Origin of the sequence: Paenibacillus sp. FSL P4-0127, from assembly GCF_038007325.1 — a bacterium.
Classification (GTDB): domain Bacteria; phylum Bacillota; class Bacilli; order Paenibacillales; family Paenibacillaceae; genus Fontibacillus; species Fontibacillus macerans.
The window spans coordinates 3,566,103-3,583,899 of sequence record NZ_JBBOWY010000001.1 but is presented as its reverse complement, the minus strand read 5'-3'; the positions used below and the strand labels follow the sequence as shown (position 1 = coordinate 3,583,899).

Genomic DNA, 17,797 nt, shown 5'->3' with positions numbered 1-17,797 from the left:
CTCTTCTCTTTCCTGCCAAGAATTTCACGCTGCTTCCTAACGAAATTTATGTGATGGAAACGAGGCCGGTCAGAAAGCCCGCCAGCATGATGACAAAAGCCAGCAACGAAAGGATTCCCTTAACGATGCCTTTCGTTTTCGCCCGTGCAAACGTAATCAAAAACACGGATAATCCCATAATCAAAACGGCTGCTATCGATAGCCACATTTTCGTCATTGCATCCATCGGTTTGATTCTCCCATTTCGTTTGGATTGATATGATCCATATTATAGCATCTCGCCGCTTTATAGGCTACGCGCCGAAGGGACTTAAGAAAAACGTCTACCGACGTACTTGCAAAGAAGACGGATGAAAACTTGAATTTCTATATTCTTAAAAAAACGCCCTGCAGCTTTCACGCCGCAGAGCCGATGTTTGGGGGATGGCCCCATATCATTATTTTTTCATCATCATTTTCATCATGGCTTCCATATTGGCCGGGTTCATGCCGCTCTTTTTCACGGCGTTGACGATTTCCGACACGGTGCTTTCCGAAACGGGGATTTTGGCCATCGCGGACACCTGCTTGATCAGCTTCCGCAGCTCCGCTTCGTTTTGCATCGTTGACGGCTTAACGGTGCTGGCCAGTTTTCTCACCGAACCCTCGGTAATCTTTTTGCCGGTTTTTTTGTTGATGGTATCCAGCGCTTCTTTGGATATTTTGCTCATGCATTCGCCTCCTCCGCTGTCCTCTCCACCAATGTATGAGGACACCTTCGGAAAGGTGAAGCTGTCTATGCAAAACGGGCTCTAGGAATGCCACTGCTCCCAGGTCTCCAGCGACATGACCTCCATTTCGGTCTTCCGGTCGCGCCCCATCAGCGCTTCCACCGCCGTCCGCGGGTCCAGCCCTTCGAACAAGACGTGATGCAGCTGCGCGGCGATCGGCATCTGCACCTGGTATTTCTGCGAAATGGCATGGGCCGCTTTCGTCGTGCGGATCCCTTCAACCACCATGCCCATCGAGCTCAGCACTTCCGGGAGCGGCTTGCCCTGCCCAAGCAGATATCCGGCCCGCCAATTGCGGCTGTGCCGGCTCGTCGCCGTCACGACCAGGTCGCCGATGCCGGCCAGCCCGGAGAACGTTAGCGGATTGGCGCCCATTTCCACGCCGATTCGGGTGATTTCCGCAAGCCCGCGGGTCAACAGCGCCGCTTTGGCGTTGTCTCCATAGCCAAGCCCGTCGGACATCCCGGCCCCAAGCGCAATGATGTTCTTCAGCGCTCCGGCCAGTTCGACCCCGACCAGATCGCGGTTCGTATAGACGCGGAAGTCTGAATTCATGAACAAGTCCTGAGCCAAATCGGCTTGTTCCTCCACCAGCGAAGCGACCACCACCGTGGTCGGGCTGCGCTTGACGACCTCCTCCGCATGGCTCGGTCCGGACAACACGACGATCCGGCCCTCCTCGCAGCCAAGCTCTTCCGAGATGACCGTCGACATGCGCTTGAGGCTTTCGATTTCAAAGCCTTTGGTAGCATGGACTATCAGCATATCCTCGCGCCAATACGGTTTCAGCGAGCGGGCCACCTCGCGCACGGCGGAGGAAGGGGCGACCATGACCACCGCTTTGGCCCCGCTGACGGCGGTTTCCAAATCCGTGGTGGCCTTCAGGTTGCCCGGCAACGCGACCCCCGGCAAAAAACGCTCATTGCGGTGCAAGACGTTGATCTCTTCCTTTTGCGCTTCATTTCGCGTCCATAGGGACACTTCCATATTTTTGTCGGCGAGCACGCTGGCTAGTGCCGTCCCCCAACTGCCCGCCACCAGCACGGCGGCTTTCTCAGACAACTCGTTTTCCTCCTTTGGAACCCAGCTTGTTTTCCTTTCCTTGAACGATTTTGACGATATTCGTGCGATGTCTCCAGAAGGCGAACACGCCAATGATCAGACTCGTCCAAAAGTAGGGGCCGAATTCGCCGGAAACCGCAAGAAAAATCGGCGTCAAAAACACAAAGATCAAGGAACCTAAAGATACGTAACGGGTAAACACAATCGAGAGAATAGCGATGATGCCGGCGTACAAGGCCGGGAAGAAAAAGAGAGTGGCCATCACGCCGATCGTGGTGGCGATCCCTTTTCCCCCGCGAAAGCGAAAATACAGCGGCCAATTGTGGCCGATGATCGCCGCAATACCGCAAAGCGCCGCCGTCCACGCGTCGCCGCCTCCCAGCCAGCGTCCGAGCCATACGGCGGCGATCCCTTTTAATACGTCAAGCGCAAGCACCAAAATCGCCGGACCTTTGCCGAGCACGCGCAGCGTATTGGTCGCTCCGGCGTTGCCGCTGCCGTGCTGGCGGATGTCGATCCCTTTCAAGAGCTTCGACAGGACCACGCTGAAGCTGACCGAGCCCAGCAAATAACAAACAACTACTGCTACGATGGGTAAAATCACCTTACTCTCCCCTAACCTTCATCAGACTTGCGCCGCGTAAACAGCCGGATCGGCGTTCCTTCAAAATCGAAGGCCGCCCGGATTTTGTTCTCCAAATACCGTTCATAGGAGAAATGCATCAGCTCCGGATCGTTCACGAACACCACGACTGTCGGCGGCTTCACGGCTACCTGGGTCACGTAGTTGATACGCAAACGGCGTCCTTTGTCCGTCGGCGGCGGATTGATCGCGATGGCATCGGAAACGACGTCGTTGAGCAAATGCGTCTGCACCCGTTTAGCGTGCTGGTCGGCGACATGCTGCACGACCGGCAGCAGCTTGTGCAGGCGCTGCTTCGTTTTGGCCGACAGGAATACGACCGGCGCGTAGGTCATGAACAGGAAATGGTCGCGGATTTTTTGCTCGAACTGGTGCATCGTTTTATCGTCCTTCTCGACCGCATCCCATTTGTTGACGACGAAGACGGAAGCTTTGCCCGCTTCATAGGCGTAACCGGCGATATGCTTATCCTGCTCGATGATGCCTTCCTCGCCGTTGATGACGACCAACACCACGTCCGCGCGTTCAATCGCTTTCATCGCGCGCATGACGCTGTATTTTTCGGTCGTTTCATAAACCTTGCCGCGTTTGCGCATCCCGGCCGTATCGATCAGGACATAACGCTGACCATCCTTCTCGAAGGGGGTATCGATCGCATCGCGCGTCGTACCGGCAATGTCGCTGACAATCACCCGTTCTTCTCCCAAAATGGCGTTCACCAGTGAAGATTTTCCGACGTTGGGCCGGCCGATGAGAGCTACGCGAATGACATCTTCGTCGTATTCGTCCTCCGTCTCTTCCGGAAGATTGTCCGTAATCGCGTCGAGCAAATCGCCGATGCCTGTTCCATGGCTGCCGGAGACGCCGATCGGTTCGCCGAAGCCCAAATTGTAAAATTCATAGATGTTCTCCATCCGCCCGATATTGTCCACCTTGTTGACGGCCACGATGATCGGTTTGCCGGAGCGGTACAGCAAGGCCGCCACCTCTTCGTCCGAAGAAGTAACCCCCGTTTTGCCATCGCACATAAAGACGATGACGTCCGCTTCTTCGATGGCAAGCTCCGCCTGCATCCGGATCGACTTCAAAATCGGTTCTTCGTCATCCAGCTCAATACCGCCCGTATCGATGATGCTGAAGGGCTTGCCGTTCCATTCCGAAACCCCGTATATCCGGTCGCGCGTAATTCCCGGCTTATCTTCTACAATGGCGAGGCGGTCGCCGATAATGCGGTTGAAAATAGTAGACTTCCCCACGTTCGGCCTCCCGACAATAGCCACTACGGGTCTTGCCATAGACATTCCTCCTAGGTTTGTAAGCGTTCCATCTTATATGATTAAAATCACCTTGTTTCGTCTTAATACACGTATTTCATCATAGCAAAAAAAACATAAAATGGCTAACACGCCCTTAAGTCCCCGGCCCCAAGGCCGGCAAACAAAATCGGCGAACCCGCTTCTTCAGGGTCCGCCGATGATCGAGCCTGCTACACCATTTTATTTCAATTTGCTCAGTTTGTCGCCAAAGCGCTCTCCGAGCGTAATGCTAAGGCCTTGGTTGCTCAGCGAAACATTCGGGTTATCGCCCAAATCTTCTTTTCTCACGCCGCTGCCTTTGGACGGTTTTTCGCTTCTCGGAGCTGGAGCCGGAGCTTCTTCGGTTTCCTTAATGCTGAGGCTAACCCGTTTTTCGGCCGGATTGACGTCAAGCACTTTGACTTGCACCGTTTGGCCTTCCTTCAGCACTTCATGCGGGGTACCGATATGTTTATGCGAGATTTGAGAGATATGAACGAGTCCTTCCACGCCCGGCGCGATTTCCACAAACGCGCCGAAATTGACGAGGCGTTTCACTTCGCCGCTTACGATATCGCCGGTATGGAACTTCTCGGCTGCCGTATCCCAAGGACCCGGAAGAGCGGCTTTGATGCTGAGGCTGATTTTGCCCTTTTCCGGGTCGACTTTCAGCACCTTCACTTTGACCTTTTCGCCTTCGCTCAGAACGTCCGCCGGTTTGTCGACATGGCTCCAGGCGATTTCGGACACGTGGACCAGGCCGTCTACGCCGCCTACGTCAACAAACGCGCCGAATTGCGTCAAACGCTGAACCGTGCCTTCCAGCACTTGCCCTTCCTGCAGCTCGCTCATGACCTTTTGTTTGTTGGCTTCGAATTCCTCGTCGAGCACGTCTTTTTGGGAAAGGATGACCTTATTGTTCTCGCGGTCCAGTTCCTTCACCTTAACGCGCAGCGTACGGCCTTTGTAGTCGCTGAAGTCTTCCACGAAGTGACGCTCCACCATCGATGCCGGAATGAAGCCGCGGACTCCTACGTCAGCCACAATACCGCCTTTGACAACATCGGCCACCGTAACTTCGAACGTCTCTTGGCTGGCGAATTTCTTCTCCAGGTCTTCCCAGGCGTTTTCGCTGTCGATCGCGCGCTTGGAAAGCACGAGGCGTTCTTTCTCGTCGTCGATGCTCACGACTTTGGTTTCGACTTCCTGGCCGACTTGAACGGCGTCCGCCGCATTGTCCAAGTGTACGGAGGACAATTCGCGGATAGGAATAACACCGTCATATTTATATCCAATGCTTACGTAAGCTTGGTTATCCTCGATTTTGACGATCGTCCCTTTGACGGTGTCCCCCTTTTTCAAGGAAACGATTTGTTCCATTTCGTCCTGGCTTGCCACTTCCGCAGCTTCCTGAACATTTTTTGTTTCTTCCGACATGTCAATAACCTCCTCAATTCAAAAACCCATTTATTTAAACCCGCATGAAGCGAAGTTCAAAACATATCTAAAATATAGCTTCCCAAAAGTTCCCCGCCTTCATGCATTGCTCCGGCAGGGCCGGTCATTCTCACAATTTTTTGAGCGCTGCGATGGCCGCCATAATTCTCTCCGTGGCTTGCTCGGCCGCATCCGGAACATCCTTCTCCTTAAATTCGGACAAGTCGACGGGCGGACCATACGCCACCTTTAATTTGCGAAACAATTTATAATCGCCTACGATAGCTACCGGAATCACGACCGCATCGCTGCGAAGGGCGAACGTGGCCGCGCCTTTCTTGCCGATCCCGCCGCCTTCCCCGTTTCTGACGCGGCGGCCTTCGGGGAAGATCCCCATCACATGCCCCGAACGGAGCAGCGTTAACGCCGTTTTGATCGATTCCTTGCTCACGCCTCCCCTTTTGACGGGAAAAGCGCCAAGTTTTGTGATCAGCCAACCGAAGCCAAATATCCGGAACAGTTCCTGTTTGGCCATAAAATGCACCTTGCGTTTCAGCATGACGCCGATGGTCGGCGGATCCAGTAACGTAAGATGATTGGAGCAAAGAAGCACGCCGCCCTCTCGCGGAATATGCTCCAAACCGGTGACTTCAAAGCGAAACAGCAGCTTGTAAAGCGCGCGAAGCACAGCGCGGCAGAAGCGGTAAATCATCTTGTTCCTCTCTCACTTCCATAATTTCTGCACAAGGAAACGATCCGGTCGGCGACTTCATCCAGGGTCATCTCGGTCGTATCCAGATAGGTCGCGTCAGGCGCTTGCCGCAGGGGGGAAACTTCCCGTTCCTGATCCAGACGGTCGCGTTCCGCGATAGAGTTCACCAGTTCTTCGAACGAAACCCGATCCTGCTCTTTCATTTCCTTGTATCTCCGGCGCGCCCGTTCCTCAACGCTGGCCGTCATGTAAATCTTGACTTCCGCATCGGGCAGTACGGTGGTGCCGATATCGCGCCCGTCCATCACGACGCCTTTGCGCAAAGCCATTTGCCGCTGCAGCGAGACAAGCCTGGTTCGCAGCCCCTCGATTTGCGCATATCGGGACACCTTCGCATTTACCGCCATGGAACGGATTTCTTCCGTCACGTCCTGGCCGTTCACAATCACCTGCTGCCCCTGCTCGCCGGGCAATAATTCAATAACCAGGTCGGGGACGATTTGCAGCACTTTGTCCACCTCGTCCGGTTCAATGCCCTGCCGCAGAAAATACCATGTCGCCGCCCGGTACATTGCGCCGGTATCGACGTATACGTAGGACAATCTGCCGGCAACCATGCGGGCTATCGTGCTTTTCCCTGCCCCAGCAGGACCGTCGATCGCGATGTTGATCTTAGCCTGTGATGTTGACGCCTCGCTTGCCAAAGGGGCATTCCTCCTCAAAACTGATCCTCAAGAAAAAAGCAGGCATTGCCTGCGACGTGAAAATTATACCACAGATAGCAAAGGGATGCAAAAGAAACAAAAGGCTTAGCCGCCCGATTTATCCTGCCGGCTTTTCATCACGAAGTAGGTCACGAAGCGGATCGGGCGTCGAATCTTGAATTCAGCCGGGCCTAAGCATAAGCTTCGGCGCTAAAAACCCGGCTTTTTAAACTCGTCCTTATAAAGCGGGGTTCCTTCGAATTGATCCGCCGAAGCGAGGAAGGGCCTGAGTTCGGGAATCCGCAGCAGTCCCTGGAACAGGCACAGCGCCGCAAGCAATGCGATCACCGCCTTCTTCAGCGCCTTTTCAACCTTCCCGGAAAACTCTATAAACAGTGCCGTATATGCTTCGTCATCGTTCATTTTCCGCATCTTCATTTCCTCCTCGCGCCATTTTCACGATCAGCCGTTAATATATAGCTTTTCCAAATGCGAAAAGGAGAAGACCCGCCGGATTAGCGGTTTTTGAAATCAAACTGGCGCTCGAAGCAGTAACGAATCAATTTCTGCCGCTCCATATCGGAGATGCTGACGAATTTGATCATGATCATCGTTTTTCCGGTTTCCAGCTTCTTCGTGCGCACCACTTCGGCTTCGAAAGGAACGTGATCGATCGATCCGTTCTTGAACGAAAGCAGCAGCCAGCAGAACAGCTGGTCGCCTTGAACGAGCTTGTACGTGCCGTCGCAAATAAAAGAAACGCCGCCGCCGCTGACGTCTTCGGTATAGGTAACAAAGCGAAGATTGTTTTTCGTTTTAACGGCGATTTCCAGCGAAGCGACAACCCGCAAAAAATGGCGGCGCTGAATTTTGGTGATCGTCTCCGCTTCCGGTTTGCGGATGCGCACCAGCTGTACGACCTCGTCGGCAAAACCGAGCACATATGTATTAAAGTAATTTTTAACTCCGTCATCGGTCAAAAAATAAATGGAAAGCTCGTCCCCGATGTAAAGCTTCTTGATGCGCCCGCTTCCGCTCTCGATCGGAACCTCGATCAGAAACGATTCTTCTTCCACGTCCGCGATCCGCGATTTACATTCCTTATCCGTATCCTGCTTGTCTGTCGAGGCGCCCTGAATGTATACGAGATCGTTCACTTTAGGAAACAAGTTTTCCCACCGTCCTATTTCAGTTGTTGGCTTCCCCCTGATTATATCACGCCTGGACGGGATTGTAGCGGAAATCTTCGCAAAAGCGCATAAATATAAAACGCGAGCGCTTAAAGGCGATAAGCCCTCGCATACTCGCGTGTTCCTTTTATAGGCTGAACTTTGACCTTAGGACTGAACGGCCCCTTTTTTCTTTCTGACTTCCTCGACGATTTCCTCGTTGCCGTTATCCGCATTGATGTAAATCCGGTAGTTCGAACCGTTAATGGCTCCGCCGAATTCGTAAGTAAGCACTTTTTCCGCTTGGTCGTTTTCGATCTGCGCCAACCGGTGATACGTTTCCTTATATTCCGGATTCAAAAATTTGCGGGCTTGCTGCAGCGTTAATTTCGGCGACTTGACCGCGCTTCTGTTCTCGCGCTCGTATACATAGTCGCTGGCCTGCAGCCCGGTTACCTGGCCGTTGTCGAGGGCGACGCGGAGCGTGACTTTTTCGGGGTAAATCAGCACGTCCCCATCTTTGCTTACATACGTGAAGTTCCCCTCGTTGCCGTACTCGTCGTAGGAAACCGGGGTTAAACCGGAATAGCCTTTGCTGGCCAAAAATTCGTCGGCGCGGGTTTTGGCCGTGTTCATATCGACCGTTTTCTGGCCGATGGGCCGGTTATAGTTGTAGGAAATCAAGTGTCCGCCGTTTTTCGTAAAATCGAGCGACCAAGCTTCCCCGTCACGTCCTCCGGGAACGTTCGCCGTGTATGAAGCCCATTCCGTACCGCGTCCGTTTTCCGCCACCTGAATCGCCGACGGATCTTTCATCCCCGTAAAATCAGCGGCTTTACGCTGGATCTCCTGAATCGTGACCGGTTTGCCCCCCAGCTTTTTGACCGACCGTTTGTTGTACATGCTGGAAACGGACGGCCCCCAATCGAGCTCAGGGTATTCGCCGACTCTTTTGTCCACCGTTTTGAAGCCGTCGATAATCGTGTTGTCCCGGGGTTCTCTCTCGCTGGCCAACGCCGTCTCGACGTCCATCCAACGCAGGCGGTTGGCGATGACCTTGTGCTGAACGCCTTGCAAATCCTGGGAGATTAGCGCCGAGCTTTTATACAGCTCCTTCAGGTTTTTGATCTCGTTATCGGTCAAAGGCTGCTTGGTTAAATCACGGACAGCCGTCTGATAGGAAAATTTCGAGATCCGGGACAAAAACTCCTCCGTTTTGTTAAAGGGTAATAAAGTTAGCGGGAGCTGGTTGATTTCGTTTTGCGCCTCGCTCGTAATCCGCCACACGTTGACCAGGCTTTTCCGATGCGATCCGGTGGAAGCCGAGTGAACCGCAAGGGTATTGCCCAATTCGGCATGCAGTTTGTCCATATGGTAGGACAGATCGTGAAACGCCCGCTGATACTGGTTTTCCGCTTTGATCAAGATCGAATTCTTTTCCTGGTTTTCCTGGTAGCCCCATACTAAGGCGCCGATCAATAAAATCGCCGTAACCGGAAATAATATCGCACTCAGACGTGTATACATTAGGCTAGTGCTCTCTCCCTTCTTTAACTGGTTGGAATTAGTTTGACAAGAAGGAAGGAACTTTATGCATGCTAAAGAGGTCGTTCAAAAAGTCTGTTATAATGGGGTTTCTTCTTCGATTTCGAAATCGTGCCGATTGTTGCACAAGCATTGCTTAAATCCGGTTTCGATATGGCCACGCTCTTTTTTACCGCGCAGCACAAACCGTTCTCCGCATGATTTGCACGTGATTTTCACCTTGACGCGCACGAAAAAGGCACCCCTTTCCAGTTCATAAAGCCGCAAGTTTCGCAGCCATTCCTGAAAATAGGATGCCCTATTCGTCCTAAAATTAATCTTGCCCCTTGGCCCCCGTCGTCAAGCGAAACGGCGAGCGGCTGTTCGCCCGGGTCATTTTGCCCAATCCGCCGTACCACAACAAGACCATTAGAGGAACGATGTACCAGAGCCAATATTGGGTCGTATTATTAAGAATCCAGTCGTACACCCCATGGTAAATAATCGGCAGCAACAAGGAAAAAATCAAAAACTTCCGGCTTACCGCACCTTCCGAAAACTTGGCCCGCCCCAAATAATATCCCATCATGACGCCGAACATGGCATGCCCGGAAACCGGGAGCAGCGCCCGCACCAGCAAAGATCCAAGCGTGGCATGGCTGGCAAAGGCGTAAATGACGTTTTCGACCGTGGCAAAGCCAAGCGAAATCGCCGCCGCATACAAAATACCGTCATAGGGTTCGTCAAATTCCGTATGATTGTAGATCATGTGATACAGGACAAACCACTTGAAGGCTTCCTCGACGCCGGCCGAAATCCCGAACGAGGAAACCCATGGATTGTCGCCAAGCCACAGCGTCAAGCCGCGCTGAATGATCATAACCGGCAATACGATCAAAAAGCCAAGCATAAATACTTTGACGACCATATGCAGCGGCTCCGTGTCATACTTGTCCTTAAGATAAAAATAAGTAAGCAGGGCAAGGCCGGGAGCTACCGCTGCAGTGGCAATAGAGAAAAAGAGCAACGGTAATCCCCCCTTGTCTGCCGCTTGCTGTTCCTTGTCTCTCTCTCATCATGAATCCATACTCGCGTTCCTGGCACGCCGATTAATCCTGACGTTTGAAATGGCTGCAAATAACCTCGATCGCGTTGTCGGCCATGACCAGATTTCCGTATTCTTCAAGCATCGCCGTAGTGACCGACGTCGCTTCGCCAAACTCGGCCAATACCGCGATTAAAGCCGGATGTTTGCCTTCATCCAACTCGTCAGGCTCCAGTTGAAGAACCCATTTCCCATTATATTTATACAGTCTGCCAGCATTTTGGAGCATAGGCTGCAAAACGTGAGCTGCTTCGATCAAGTTTTCGAAATCGTCAAACGAATACAGAATCGTGTCGCTTTGTTCCAGCGTTACTTCCATTTCATAAACTTCTTCCGGCAGTTCATCCTCATATGGCGATCCGATCCCGTGATGATGATGATCGTATTTACCGCGCGTTACGATGACAACCATCCCTTGAGCGGGGAGGGCGAACACTTCCACGGCGAGAGGGCCCGTGGCGTCAAAGCCCACTTCGTTATAAGCCTGATCCATCATTTCGGTGAACAGGTCGTGGACTTTTGGAATTTCCTGCCACATGTCCTCTTTCTGAATGCCGCGTTCGCTCAAGTCGTCGAACGTGAGGAAAATCCGTATTTTATCCTGGCCAAGTCTTTCTATCTTCATACAGGATCCTCCTCTCTTTATACCGTGTAATAACAGATTATGAAACCTGCTGTAATGTGTGATGGAAATGGTTCTTTGATATGTATGTTATCATTTATTCACCTTAAATGCACGTAATAAAATAGACAAAAAAGAATCATTTTCCGCCGAACTTTACCGCAGCGGAAAATGATTCCGTCATTTTGGAGGTTATAGTCCCGGAATAACCGTATTCGTCTCCTTTAGGATCGATTCCACTTCCCGGCGCACATCCGCGTCGCCTTTAATAAAATCGGTGATTTGCTTTAAATTGTATTCCTTCGAATGTTTCTCATCGGACGCAGAAACCGAACTGGGATACACCTGGGCGTTTCCTGCCCCGGCCCGATGTTCTTCGGTTGCCTTGGAAGTATACCCCTTATGATGCGATTCGGAACCTTCCGAACCATGCCGCCCTTGCCCGCCTCCCAGGAAATCGGATTTCAGACCCGCAAGCTTCAGGGCGCTCCCCGCCCCATTCATGATGGACATCATCCCGCCTCTCCGCCGCGAGGCCCACATCGCCGCGATGGCTCCGACCAACACTCCGCCTAAAAATGTGGAAGATCTCACCAAAATACCTCCTTAGATATGTTAAAATCATCTGTAGTGTTCGCGGTTTGCGACAAACTCATGCGGCATAAATACAGGAAAGCGAGATGACCCGTTTGCTTTACAAAAAAATCCTGCTCGCCTTGGCGGCTTGCGTTTTGCTCGGCTCTTGCGGCCAGCCCGATTCCCGCGTTAGGCAGCCCGATTCAAGCGCGCCAGGCGAAGAAAATGCGGCGAGTGCCGCCACTTCCGCGCCGGAGTCTCAAGAAACCGCCGGCTCCCCTGACGGAAACGGAATCCGGACTGTCCCGGAGACGCCGCAGGATGAAAATTCCGCGTCCGGACCGGGAGAGTCCGCCGAAGCGGCGAAGCCGGAGCAGCCGAAGCTGCTGTACCACATCAACAAAGCATACAACGTCGTGCCCAACGAGGAAGAAACCGACAAAAAAGTGGTTCTATTGACGTTTGACGACGGGCCGAAAGAACGGGAAATGATCGAGGGATTGATCGATACGCTGGATAAGCACGCCGCCAAGGCGATCTTTTTCGTCAACGGCTACCGGGTCAAAGCGCATCCCGAGCTCCTGCAGCTTATTCACGACCGCGGGCAGATCATCGGCAATCACAGCTGGGACCACATCGATCTCAAAAAAGAGAGCAAAGCAAAAATGCGCCAACAAATCGAGGATGTGCAAACCATCGTCAAAGAGACGATCGGCGAAGCCCCGAGATTTTTCCGTCCTCCGTTCGGTTCCGGGAACGAGGTTACGCATGGGATCGCCGACGACAACGGCTTGATCTACATGACATGGTCCAACGGGTCTCTGGATTGGGACAGCAAAAACAAAAACAAGCCCGACGCCGTCATTCAAAATGTGCTGGATCAGCTGCACGCCGGAAGCAACATTTTGATGCATGAACTGCCCTGGACCGTGGAGGCGTTGGACGAGCTGCTGACGGAACTGGAAAATAAAGGCTACGGCTTCGTTGACCCCGACAGCATCGGGCCCGCTCCGGCGGCGGATCAGACAGCGGGGCAGGCAGCGGGGCAGACGGACGCCGGCCGGCAGAAAGCGAAGTAACTCGGAACTCGGACGAAAAAGATGACAAAAGCCGCCCAAGCGGGCGGCCTTCAGCAGCGCTAACGGACATCAGAGACCCTAATCGGCCCCCGAACGAAAGATTTCCAAATTGCAAGTTCTGGAATGTATCAGGGCGACAAGTTGTCTAGATTGAAAGTTAATGCAACGATAGTGGAAGGTGATTTTCCCCGGTTTGCTGCAAATTAGGACCACAAATTTCCGTTAATTTGAAAAAAAGGTTTAATTTACAAAATAAGGACATGGTTCACCACTAACGTAGCATTTAAATCTGTGGAAAGATACATTTTCTGGGCACACCAATATTCTAACGGTTGCCACAAGCGCTATTTGTTCCAATACCGTTGATTTCAAATTGTAACGGTTGCCATGGAGCTTATTTGCTGAAAATCGGTAATTTTTGCTTGGATTCAGGCAAATAACGCCGCTGGCAACCGTTAGAATTTCGAAATGGTCTTTTTTCGGCAAATAGCCGCTACTGCAACCGTTAGATTTCGGATGGTTCTACGGGAAAGCTTGAGCAAAGGTTAATTGCAACGCCAGTGCGGGAAATGGGCAAATAACGTCAACTGTGTCCGTTAGGGATTCACTTGACGTGACCAACTGCAAAAGTGCATTTGATTTCCCCGCGAATCTCCCGTTTTATGCCGTTGAAATGCAAAAGTACATTCCGTTGAAGTTCATTCGACAAAAAACGATGCTTTTTTGTCCGAAAATGAAATGCACTTTTGCATTTGGTGAGCCACCTTCAGTGCTTTTGTTGACCGAAAATCGCCTGCACTTTTGCATTTGGCAGCATTTTGGCGCGGGCTCCCTGCGTTTCCTGCCTCGAATTAGGAGACAAGCCGCCGGACCTCACAAGCCATGGCTTTGGCCCCAAGGCGAATCGCTGACCCCCCACCACAGCAAAAAAACTAAAATGATGACGAATATATATAATAGCGAATTAAAAAACCATCTTGTCCATTTCAGCCTTTGCGAAGGAAACAATTCCCTGCGGGCGGGCAATTCCATAACGTCCTGCTCTGTTCCGGCCCAAGCGGATGCCGCCCTAGCGGGCGAAGCCGAGGTCCTCGGCCGCGGCATCTCGAACGAAACCTCCGCTTCCGCGGCTGTTGTGTTATGATCTGGCGGGCTTGGATTTCCCCGGGATTTTTCGATTTTCTCCACTAGGTGAACGCGGCCGCGGCGGCTTCTTGGCGTTGTTTTCGCCCTGCCGCGGCCGTAACGTTCCAATCGACTCAAACGTTCGCTCATGACTCCCTCCGAAATTTGATCACTAATCCCGATACGAAATCGATCAGAAAATGGCATACAATCGGCGCCCATAGCGTCCCGGTTTGCATGTATATAAATCCTAACCCGTAGCTGCTGGCAAATACCCATCCGGTCGGAATCCAGTGCCGCAGGTAGCGGACGTGGATGGCGGCGAACAAAATGCTCGTCCAATAGACGCCGATGCCATGCTGGATCGCTCCGCGAAACAGCAGTTCTTCACAGACGGCGACCATCGCCGAGATAACGGCAATATGCCAGACCGGGCGGCCCCGGAACAACTTGGCGTTGATCCCCCCGTCGTCCATGCTTTCCTCCGAAATAAACCGGGAGAGCAGAAAATCGGCGCCGAACATCACCGCGGCAAGCCCCAGGCTCCAATAGAGGAATTCGGCATGCTCCGGCCAGGCCAGCAAAGACAGCGGATTTCTTTTTTGAAAAAAAATGATGATTAAGCCGATAAATAAAGTAAGCCCTTGCGTCAAATATAGATTGATCAAAAGCAAACGATCGTCCAGCTGCCCGGGATCGACTTTCTGGATCTTCACCTTGCCGAATTTGAATTTTTTCATAGTTTTTGTCAATCCCTGTCCTTTATTATTATTCTAGCCTATTCAAAACCATTTGTAAGGAGGAATTCATAATGAACAGCAAAAAAAATACCCGTCAGGAAGCGTTTTTTATCATGGGCTTTCTGTTCACGCTGATCGTCGGATTCGGCACGTTTCTATGGGGCTTTCAGACGGGCATGAACAAAATCGAAGCAAAATACGCTTACCTCAAAGTCGTGCCGCCGGGGCAGGAAACGGCCGTCTCCTATCAGCAGCAGGATTTGGTCTCTTTTTATTACGTTGTCTTTCAGCCGTATCAGCAGTTTAAGGAAGCCTATCTTTCCCGCCTGGAGCTATTGGAACAGGACGCAACTTCATCCGAATCAAGCGCTTATCTGAAGGAGATCCGCGAAATTGCCGACCGTGGGTATGAGCAGATCGCAGCCCAATACATAACCGATTCTTCTCCTCTGCTGAAGGAGGCGCAAACCGATTATATGAAAAGCTTGAAGCTGTTCAATCAAGGCGCCGGAGCGGTAAAACACAAAAAAGGAGCAGCGCTCGCGGCTGCGCTGAAACAAAACGAGTTCACCGTTGAAGCGGTAAACTTCGGGCTTGAGGCGCAAAATAAATTTTATTCGTCGATTCTTAAATGGACGGCGAAGACGAACAGTCAAATCCCGGCCACGTTCGATTATAAAGCAAACATCCCGGTTCAGGAATGGTCCAAATATCCCTTGGCCGTCAAAAACAAAGCGGTCGCCGATATGATGCAAAGCGAAAAGCGGTATGAAGCCTACCTTCCCCAAGACATGACCGCGAAAATTGACCAAATGATCAAAAGCGGCCGAGCCAAGGCTTTAAATCTTAAAACTGTGTCTTCTATTGTGAAAATTGTCACAGAAACTGAAGCCGTCAAAGGGGATGAATTTTCCCGCTTCAAATCGTCGTATTATGCGTCCGAGCTGCTGCCCGAGCTCCCTATTTTCACGGAATACTAACCGGAAGATCGGCCGTTCCCCGGGGATAACAGACGTTTTTCGACATTATCAAAATCATAACCAAAAAATCAGCCGGGTTCAAGTTTGGCAAAAGCCCCGGGATACGGGCCCGGGTTATTGCCGCTATTTATTCGGGAAGTAGTTGACACCTTGAGGCGGGGCGTGTTACATTATGAAAAATTACATTTGACGAAAGGCTTTGAAGGAAGGAAGTTGTCGGAAAGCTCCCAGAGAGCCGGTGGTGCTGCAAACCGGTAGCGGAACGATGAACTTTAGCGATCCTGAGTCACTGCGTTGAACGTTCAGTAGGCGCAGTCGGTGAACTCCGTTATCAGTCTGTCAGCGATGACAAATGAGGCTGCTTCTGCGAAGGCGCAGCGAATTAGGGTGGTACCACGAACAACTCTCGTCCCTTACTACGGAAGTAGTGTGCGGATCGGGAGTTTTTTTAATGCCCGCACGCCCTTTTATGGGCTGGCATCTTGTGGGGCGCACCCCATTATCCCCATTCTTTTCTGCAGTAACGAAAAAAAGCGCTAATGCACTACCGTAAGCTTATGCTTCCGAAGAAAGTTTTGTACGAAGAACTTTCGAGGAAGCCTTGCTATACAAAACTTTTAGGAGGTTCAAACATGTTTAAAGTTTTAGTATCGGATCCGATCAGCGATATGGGGATTCAGCAGCTGATGGATGCAGACGACATCGCGGTCGAGAAGAAAACGGGACTCAGCGAGGACGAGCTTGTACAAATCATCGCCGAGTATGACGGTTTGCTGGTGCGCAGCCAAACGAAGGTCACCGAAAAAATCATGGCCGCCGCTTCCCGCTTGAAGGTGATCGGCCGCGCAGGAGTCGGGGTCGACAACATCGACCTGGAAGCCGCTACGAAACGCGGTATCATCGTGATTAACGCGCCGGACGGCAACACGATCACGACCTGCGAACACGCCTTCGCCATGATGATGGCGCTCGCCCGCCATATCCCGCAGGCCTACGCCAAAACGATCTCGGGCCAGTGGGACCGCAAGTTCCTCGGCGTCGAGCTGCGCAACAAAACGCTGGGCGTGCTCGGCATGGGCCGGATCGGCAGCGAGGTGGCCAAACGCGCCAAGGCGTTCGGGATGGAGATTTTAGGCTACGATCCGTTCCTGACGGAAGATCGCGCCGAGAAGCTTGGGGTCAAGCTGGCCACGGTCGACGACATCGTTAGAAACGCCGACTTTATTACGGTCCACACGCCGCTGACGCCGGAAACCAAGCATATGATCGCCCGTCCGCAATTTGAAGTGATGAAAAAAGGCATGCGGATCATCAACTGCGCCCGCGGCGGCATCGTCGACGAGCAAGCGCTGGTTGAAGCGATCGATCAAGGGATCGTGGCCGGCGCCGCCTTTGACGTCTTCGAAAAAGAACCACCGGAAGCGGATCATCCTTTCCTGCACCATCCGAAAATTATCGTCACGCCTCATCTTGGCGCTTCCACGGTGGAGGCTCAAGAAAACGTTGCGATCGACGTGTCGGAGCAGGTGCTGCATATTCTGCGCAGCGAGCCGTTTAAAAACGCCGTCAACATGCCGCCTGTCGCACCTAGCGTTATGAACAAGCTGCAGCCTTATTTCGAGCTTGGCGAAAAAATCGGCGTGTTCCTGTCCCAGCTTAACAACCAGGCGGTCAAAGAAATTCACGTCGATTACGCCGGCGACCTGGCCGAGGTGGATACGCAGCCGCTTACGCGCTACATCATCAAGGGCGTATTGTCCCGCCATTTCGGCAGCGACGTAAATATCGTCAACTCCATGCATCTGGCGAAAGTCCGCGACATTAACGTTGTCGTGTCCCAGGCTTCGGCGACGAAAGGCTTCACCAACCTGATCAGCGCCACCCTGAAAACGCAGGACGGCGCGGAACGCCGGATCGCCGGCACGCTGCTTAACGGTTACGGAGCCCGCATCGTGCAAATCGACAAGTTCCCGGTCGACGTTGCTCCGGAAGGGCATCTGATCTTCATTTCGCACAATGACAAACCGGGGATTATCGGCAACGTCGGCACCCTGCTCGGCAAAAACGACGTCAATATCGCCTCCATGCAGGTCGGCCGCAAGCTGGTCGGCGGGGAAGCGATCATGGTATTGACGGTGGACAAGGCCGTGACGAAAGAAGTGCTTGACGATCTGACAAAGCTGCCCGAACTGAATAAGGCGCTGCAAATTATTTTTGAATAATGTTCCACGGTGAACAAGATTTATCTGCGGTA

19 protein-coding genes and 1 other annotated feature are annotated in these 17,797 nt (G+C 52.3%); of the genes, 4 read left to right on the top strand and 15 right to left on the bottom strand.

The genetic code is table 11. The features are described 5' to 3' along the window. Positions 1 to 46 precede the first annotated feature (46 nt). From NYE74_RS16110 to NYE74_RS16045, 14 genes are all read right to left on the bottom strand, one after another. Complete coding sequence (locus NYE74_RS16110; RefSeq protein WP_036621912.1) at positions 47 to 226, bottom strand: DUF2768 family protein; 180 nt, start codon at positions 224 to 226, stop codon at positions 47 to 49. 211 nt (positions 227 to 437) lie between these two features. Next, the gene (locus NYE74_RS16105; RefSeq protein WP_316561394.1) at positions 438 to 710 is read right to left on the bottom strand and encodes a stage VI sporulation protein F; all 273 of its coding nucleotides are present in this window, start codon (positions 708 to 710) and stop codon (positions 438 to 440) included. Between the two features lie 81 nt (positions 711 to 791). Next, positions 792 to 1,832, bottom strand: coding sequence for an NAD(P)H-dependent glycerol-3-phosphate dehydrogenase (locus tag NYE74_RS16100; protein WP_328271158.1), 1,041 nt, complete (start codon positions 1,830 to 1,832; stop codon positions 792 to 794). After that, positions 1,825 to 2,436 (bottom strand): glycerol-3-phosphate 1-O-acyltransferase PlsY, encoded by a 612-nt coding sequence (gene plsY / locus NYE74_RS16095; RefSeq protein ID WP_328271159.1) that lies wholly within the window; start codon positions 2,434 to 2,436, stop codon positions 1,825 to 1,827. The genes NYE74_RS16100 and plsY overlap by 8 nt, the downstream gene beginning before the upstream one ends. Before the next feature lie 11 nt (positions 2,437 to 2,447). Further along, a complete protein-coding gene (der, locus tag NYE74_RS16090) occupies positions 2,448 to 3,770 on the bottom strand; it encodes a ribosome biogenesis GTPase Der (RefSeq protein ID WP_036621908.1) in 1,323 nt (440 codons plus the stop codon). A gap of 201 nt (positions 3,771 to 3,971) precedes the next feature. Further along, complete coding sequence (gene rpsA / locus NYE74_RS16085) at positions 3,972 to 5,207, bottom strand: 30S ribosomal protein S1 (RefSeq protein ID WP_036621907.1); 1,236 nt, start codon at positions 5,205 to 5,207, stop codon at positions 3,972 to 3,974. 130 nt (positions 5,208 to 5,337) lie between these two features. Further along, entirely contained in the window at positions 5,338 to 5,919 is a 582-nt protein-coding gene (locus tag NYE74_RS16080) for a lysophospholipid acyltransferase family protein (RefSeq protein ID WP_124332659.1), read from the bottom strand. Continuing rightward, positions 5,916 to 6,623: a (d)CMP kinase gene (cmk, locus tag NYE74_RS16075; RefSeq protein ID WP_328271160.1), complete on the bottom strand. Its 708-nt coding sequence runs from the start codon at positions 6,621 to 6,623 to the stop codon at positions 5,916 to 5,918. Before cmk ends, NYE74_RS16080 begins: the two co-directional genes overlap by 4 nt. Positions 6,624 to 6,833: 210 nt before the next feature. Next, complete coding sequence (locus tag NYE74_RS16070; protein WP_326043525.1) at positions 6,834 to 7,055, bottom strand: hypothetical protein; 222 nt, start codon at positions 7,053 to 7,055, stop codon at positions 6,834 to 6,836. Between the two features lie 83 nt (positions 7,056 to 7,138). Further along, entirely contained in the window at positions 7,139 to 7,792 is a 654-nt protein-coding gene (locus tag NYE74_RS16065) for a flagellar brake protein (protein ID WP_341004925.1), read from the bottom strand. A gap of 168 nt (positions 7,793 to 7,960) precedes the next feature. Next, the gene (gene ypeB, locus NYE74_RS16060) at positions 7,961 to 9,319 is read right to left on the bottom strand and encodes a germination protein YpeB (protein WP_328271162.1); all 1,359 of its coding nucleotides are present in this window, start codon (positions 9,317 to 9,319) and stop codon (positions 7,961 to 7,963) included. 331 nt (positions 9,320 to 9,650) lie between these two features. Continuing rightward, positions 9,651 to 10,343 carry a glutamic-type intramembrane protease PrsW gene (gene prsW / locus NYE74_RS16055; RefSeq protein WP_328271164.1) on the bottom strand — a complete coding sequence of 231 codons (693 nt, stop codon included), beginning with the start codon at positions 10,341 to 10,343 and terminating at the stop codon, positions 9,651 to 9,653. Between the two features lie 82 nt (positions 10,344 to 10,425). After that, positions 10,426 to 11,046, bottom strand: coding sequence for a genetic competence negative regulator (locus tag NYE74_RS16050; protein ID WP_036621898.1), 621 nt, complete (start codon positions 11,044 to 11,046; stop codon positions 10,426 to 10,428). A 189-nt stretch (positions 11,047 to 11,235) separates the two neighbouring features. Continuing rightward, a complete protein-coding gene (locus NYE74_RS16045) occupies positions 11,236 to 11,637 on the bottom strand; it encodes a hypothetical protein (protein ID WP_328271165.1) in 402 nt (133 codons plus the stop codon). Positions 11,638 to 11,723: 86 nt separating this feature from the next. Here NYE74_RS16045 and NYE74_RS16040 point away from each other — a divergent pair, with 86 nt between their 5' ends. Together NYE74_RS16040 and NYE74_RS16035 are read left to right on the top strand one after the other, a co-directional pair. After that, the gene (locus NYE74_RS16040) at positions 11,724 to 12,698 is read left to right on the top strand and encodes a polysaccharide deacetylase family protein (protein ID WP_341004924.1); all 975 of its coding nucleotides are present in this window, start codon (positions 11,724 to 11,726) and stop codon (positions 12,696 to 12,698) included. Between the two features lie 613 nt (positions 12,699 to 13,311). After that, positions 13,312 to 13,842, top strand: a complete 531-nt coding sequence (locus NYE74_RS16035) for a hypothetical protein (protein WP_328271690.1) — start codon at positions 13,312 to 13,314, stop codon at positions 13,840 to 13,842. Between the two features lie 127 nt (positions 13,843 to 13,969). On the opposite strand, the gene NYE74_RS16030 is transcribed toward NYE74_RS16035, so the two are convergent. Continuing rightward, complete coding sequence (locus tag NYE74_RS16030) at positions 13,970 to 14,563, bottom strand: CPBP family intramembrane glutamic endopeptidase (protein ID WP_328271691.1); 594 nt, start codon at positions 14,561 to 14,563, stop codon at positions 13,970 to 13,972. A 71-nt stretch (positions 14,564 to 14,634) separates the two neighbouring features. Between NYE74_RS16030 and NYE74_RS16025 the strand changes: the two genes are divergently transcribed. Together NYE74_RS16025 and serA are read left to right on the top strand one after the other, a co-directional pair. Next, positions 14,635 to 15,543, top strand: coding sequence for a hypothetical protein (locus NYE74_RS16025; protein WP_328271692.1), 909 nt, complete (start codon positions 14,635 to 14,637; stop codon positions 15,541 to 15,543). A 190-nt stretch (positions 15,544 to 15,733) separates the two neighbouring features. Continuing rightward, positions 15,734 to 15,960: a binding site (T-box leader), on the top strand. A gap of 215 nt (positions 15,961 to 16,175) precedes the next feature. Continuing rightward, positions 16,176 to 17,765 (top strand): phosphoglycerate dehydrogenase, encoded by a 1,590-nt coding sequence (gene serA / locus NYE74_RS16020; protein WP_036621892.1) that lies wholly within the window; start codon positions 16,176 to 16,178, stop codon positions 17,763 to 17,765. The last annotated feature ends 32 nt before the right edge of the window (positions 17,766 to 17,797 follow it).

Bases quoted from the DNA above. Each gene is read 5' to 3' on its own strand.
- NYE74_RS16105 (WP_316561394.1), bottom strand. From the start codon at position 710: ATGAGCAAAATATCCAAAGAAGCGCTGGATACCATCAACAAAAAAACC.
- NYE74_RS16050 (WP_036621898.1), bottom strand. From the start codon at position 11,046: ATGAAGATAGAAAGACTTGGCCAGGATAAAATACGGATTTTCCTCACG.
- rpsA (WP_036621907.1), bottom strand. From the start codon at position 5,207: ATGTCGGAAGAAACAAAAAATGTTCAGGAAGCTGCGGAAGTGGCAAGC.
- NYE74_RS16030 (WP_328271691.1), bottom strand. From the start codon at position 14,563: ATGAAAAAATTCAAATTCGGCAAGGTGAAGATCCAGAAAGTCGATCCC.
- NYE74_RS16110 (WP_036621912.1), bottom strand. From the start codon at position 226: ATGGATGCAATGACGAAAATGTGGCTATCGATAGCAGCCGTTTTGATT.
- NYE74_RS16040 (WP_341004924.1), top strand. From the start codon at position 11,724: ATGACCCGTTTGCTTTACAAAAAAATCCTGCTCGCCTTGGCGGCTTGC.
- NYE74_RS16070 (WP_326043525.1), bottom strand. From the start codon at position 7,055: ATGCGGAAAATGAACGATGACGAAGCATATACGGCACTGTTTATAGAG.
- NYE74_RS16025 (WP_328271692.1), top strand. From the start codon at position 14,635: ATGAACAGCAAAAAAAATACCCGTCAGGAAGCGTTTTTTATCATGGGC.
- NYE74_RS16080 (WP_124332659.1), bottom strand. From the start codon at position 5,919: ATGATTTACCGCTTCTGCCGCGCTGTGCTTCGCGCGCTTTACAAGCTG.
- ypeB (WP_328271162.1), bottom strand. From the start codon at position 9,319: ATGTATACACGTCTGAGTGCGATATTATTTCCGGTTACGGCGATTTTA.
- der (WP_036621908.1), bottom strand. From the start codon at position 3,770: ATGGCAAGACCCGTAGTGGCTATTGTCGGGAGGCCGAACGTGGGGAAG.
- serA (WP_036621892.1), top strand. From the start codon at position 16,176: ATGTTTAAAGTTTTAGTATCGGATCCGATCAGCGATATGGGGATTCAG.